This is a genomic window from Mesorhizobium sp. M1A.F.Ca.IN.020.06.1.1, from assembly GCF_004023265.1.
Lineage (GTDB): Bacteria > Pseudomonadota > Alphaproteobacteria > Rhizobiales > Rhizobiaceae > Mesorhizobium.
Map to the genome: position 1 here is coordinate 1 of NZ_RZSR01000636.1, position 3,558 is coordinate 3,558.

A 3,558-nucleotide genomic window follows, 5' to 3' on the forward strand; every position below is an offset into this window, starting at 1 on the left:
TCCCTTGCGTCGGCGCCTCCCTCGCCGGCCCGGACGCAAAAGTGCCAACCCGCGAACGCGCCAGCCGCACGCGCTCGATCTGGCTGACCGAAGACAAGGCGCCCGATCGAACCGCCACCGCCGTGTTCGGCGATGTCTGGTTTTCGTCCCGCGCCATGCGCGCCGACAGCGAACGATAGAAATCTGCGGGAGTCTGTGTCGGAACGCAGGCTCGTCGCCCGTCCTTAGGCCGAAATCCGGCCGCGACGGCACGGATCACGAAAAGGGAGAAGACAGATGCGCAAGATCATCGCCGCCACATTCGTCAGCCTCGACGGGATCATGCAGGCGCCGGGCGGCCCGGAAGAAGACCCGGTCGGCGGCTTTCAATTCGGCGGCTGGACCTTCCATTACTTTGACGAGGTGGCGGGCGAGGCAATGGACGAATTGTTCTCCAAGCCCTTCGCCCTGCTGCTCGGTCGCAGAACCTATGACATCTTCGCCGCGTACTGGCCGTATCAGAAAGATCCGATCGCAGATGCCTTCAACCCGGCGACCAAATATGTCGCGACGCATCGGCCGGATAGCCTGACCTGGCAGAGCACGCAGCCGCTTGGACCAGATGTCGTTGCCAGGCTCAGACAGCTCAAGCAGGAAGACGGACCCGATCTGCTCATCCAGGGTTCGGGCAATCTGATCCAGACCCTGCTCGCCAATGGGCTGATCGACGAGATCCGGTTGATGATCTTCCCGCTGTTGCTGGGCAAGGGCAAGCGCCTGTTCGGCGATGACGCGATGCCCGCCGCCTTCAAGCTCATCAAGTCGCAAACCACCAGCACGGGTGTCATCATGGCGACCTATGAACGTGGCGGCGACGTCAAGACCGGATCTTTTGCGACAGAGCAGCCTTCGGAAGCCGAGCTCGAACGGCGCAAGAACTGGAAGTAGCGCCAAGTTCCTCGCCCCCAAAGCGGGGGCGGGGAACGAAAGGTGTCGCTCACGCTGCCCGGCGATGCCGCACCAGACCCTCGCGGATATGAGTGGCGAATGCCTCTGCCGTCCGCGTCACTGCATGCTTCGGCAGGTGCAGGTTGACGGAAAAATTCGGCAGCGCCGGTAAGTCGGCGTCGGACAGGATGTCGAGGTCGGCCGGAACCGTCGAGGCGAGCCAGGTGGTCACCGCAAGGTCCGACCGTACCGTTGCCATCGTTGCGTCGATGTTGCCGTTCTCGAACACGGTGCGCCAATCGAGCCCGTGCGTGCCGAGCGCCGCCAGCACCGCGGGACGGAAGGCGCAGCTATCCGCGACCATGGAGACCGGCAAAGGCCGCTTCAGGCGCGCCGAACCGCCTCTGGCACCGACCCAGACCAGCCGGTCGACCACCAGGCACTCGCCGGCCGTCGGACCGGCCCGCTCCTCGATGACGGCAAGGTCGATCGTCCCTGCCGCCAGCGCCGCCGCGAGTTCCGGCGAAGAGGCGCAGACCAGCGAAATGTCCACCTGCGGATAGGCTTCAGCGTAGGTTTTCAAAACAGGTTGCAGCAATGTGCCGACAAGATCGTAGGGCACGCCGATCCGCACCCCGCCGGCGACCGCCTTGCCGCTTATCTCCGCCAGGATCTCGTCATTGAGCCGCAAGAGACGCCGGCCCTTGTCGAGCAGCCGTTCGCCCGAACGCGTCAGTCTCAAGCCGCGGCGGTCGCGCTCGAACAACGTCCGGCCAAGGATCTCCTCCAGCCGCTTGATCTGCTGGCTGACGGCGCCCTGGGTCAGATTGAGGGCGTTGGCCGCGGCCGTCATGCTGGCTTTGTCGGCCGTCGTCACGAAGGTGCGGACAAGTGTGGTGTCGAGATCGCGGAACATCGCTGCATTATAATCACTAATGCAGACTATATCAAACATTGCATTTACTGATAGCGCCCAGCGCCTAACATGCAGGCTCCTTCCACCGTGGAGGCTTTGGATGTCCGAAACCATCATCCCCCTTGTCCTGTTCGCGTTGATCTCGACCTCGACGCCCGGCATCGCCACGACGCTGTCGACGGCATCCGGGGCGCAGTTCGGCTTTCGCCGATCGGTGCCGCTGATGGCCGGCAGCGCCGCGGGACTGGCGTCGGTAGCGGCGGCGGGTGCTGCCGGCCTGGCCGGGCTGATCGCCGCCGTCCCCTCGCTCCAGCTTGCGATGAAGATCGCCGGCTCGCTCTATCTGATCTGGCTGGCGATCAGGATCGGCCGCAGCGGCCCGCCCAAGCTCGACGTGAGCATGGCTAGGCCGAACAGCTTCTTCGGCGGCGCCGGGATTCAGTGGATGAATCCCAAGGGTTGGGCAATGGGCCTGGGTGCGGCCGCTTCCTTCGCGGCGCTTGCCGACGGCCCCTTGCAGTTGGCATTGCTGCTCGGCGCCGTGTTCGGCCTTGCCGCGGCCGTCTCGCTGTCGCTCTGGTGCGTAGCCGGCACGCTGCTGGCACGTTTGCTCCGAACCGAGCGGCAATGGCGCGCGCTCAACATCGTGCTTGGCCTGCTTCTGGCCGCCTCCATCCTGCAGATGTGGCGGCCAGCCTGAGGCGGGCAAGTCTTCAGTTCGCGAACTCTATTCCGCCGGCATGGCGATCGGGCGAGTGAGTGCGCGACCCGCGAGCACCACACCCAGCCCGACGATCGGGAATACCGCCGCGACCAGACCGAGATCGGCCGGCGCGCCGAAGCGCAGCACCGCACCGCCGACCACCGCGCCAAGGGCGACGCCGAAATAGAGCGCCGAGGCGTTGAGCGAGAGCACGATCGGGGCGGCATCGGGCGCTATTTTGATGATCCGGCTCGCCTGCGCCGGCGGGAAGGCCCAGCCGACGATGCCCCACGGCACCATCATGCCCATCAGCGCCGGCCCGGCGATCGAATGCGGCAGGAAGGTCGAGATCAGCGACAAGGTGACGAGCATCGCCGCGCTCAGCCCCAGCGACCAGCAAACCGTGCGCGCCGCGCCGAAACGGTCGGCCGCCTGGCCGCCGGCGATGTTGCCGATAACGGCGCCAACGCCGAATGCGAGCAGCATGCCGGGAAGCGCCAGCGGGCTGAGCCCGCCGCCCTCGATCGCCAGAGGCGCGATGAAGGCAAAGACGGTGAAGGCGCCGACCAGCGCCAGCACGGTCGTGACCAGGATCGGCAAAACGCCGGGACGGACCGCCGCCGCCAGCCGCGCCTTGAGCGGCAGCCTGGTGCCGACAATACCGCGCGGCAGCCGCCACCACAGGATCGCGCCGGCAAGCGCGCCGAGGCCGGCAATGGCGAAGAAGGTGCCGCGCCAGCCGGCAATCGCCGCCACCAGCGCGCCGAGCGGCGCGCCGACCGCGACCGCCACCGTGGTGCCGCCGACCACGACCGCGATGGCGCGGGCCCTGTGATGGTCGTCGACCAGCGCCACGGCCGTGCCTTGCGCGGTTGCCGCGAACAGGCCGGACGACAGCGCCATGACGATGCGTGCGATGAGCAGCAATTCGAAGGACGAGCTTAGCGCCGCGACGATATTGCCGATTACGAAGAACACCAGCGTCCACAGGATGACGCGCCGCCGGTCCCAC

4 protein-coding genes are annotated in these 3,558 nt (G+C 66.5%); 2 read left to right on the top strand and 2 right to left on the bottom strand.

Going from position 1 to position 3,558, the window contains the following annotated elements:
• The first annotated feature begins 276 nt into the window (after positions 1-276).
• Positions 277-927: a dihydrofolate reductase family protein gene (locus EOA60_RS23940; RefSeq protein ID WP_095823222.1), complete on the top strand. Its 651-nt coding sequence runs from the start codon at positions 277-279 to the stop codon at positions 925-927.
• A gap of 49 nt (positions 928-976) precedes the next feature.
• Here EOA60_RS23940 and EOA60_RS23945 read toward each other — a convergent pair whose 3' ends face one another.
• Positions 977-1,843, bottom strand: coding sequence for a LysR substrate-binding domain-containing protein (locus EOA60_RS23945; RefSeq protein ID WP_095801621.1), 867 nt, complete (start codon positions 1,841-1,843; stop codon positions 977-979).
• Between the two features lie 100 nt (positions 1,844-1,943).
• Here EOA60_RS23945 and EOA60_RS23950 point away from each other — a divergent pair, with 100 nt between their 5' ends.
• The gene (locus EOA60_RS23950) at positions 1,944-2,543 is read left to right on the top strand and encodes a LysE family translocator (protein ID WP_066994945.1); all 600 of its coding nucleotides are present in this window, start codon (positions 1,944-1,946) and stop codon (positions 2,541-2,543) included.
• A gap of 27 nt (positions 2,544-2,570) precedes the next feature.
• Here EOA60_RS23950 and EOA60_RS23955 read toward each other — a convergent pair.
• Positions 2,571-3,558, bottom strand: a 988-nt coding sequence (locus EOA60_RS23955; protein WP_164899495.1) for an MFS transporter, incomplete at its 5' end; no start/stop codon positions are given.

Bases quoted from the DNA above. Each gene is read 5' to 3' on its own strand.
- EOA60_RS23940 (WP_095823222.1), top strand. From the start codon at position 277: ATGCGCAAGATCATCGCCGCCACATTCGTCAGCCTCGACGGGATCATG.
- EOA60_RS23945 (WP_095801621.1), bottom strand. From the start codon at position 1,843: ATGTTCCGCGATCTCGACACCACACTTGTCCGCACCTTCGTGACGACG.
- EOA60_RS23950 (WP_066994945.1), top strand. From the start codon at position 1,944: ATGTCCGAAACCATCATCCCCCTTGTCCTGTTCGCGTTGATCTCGACC.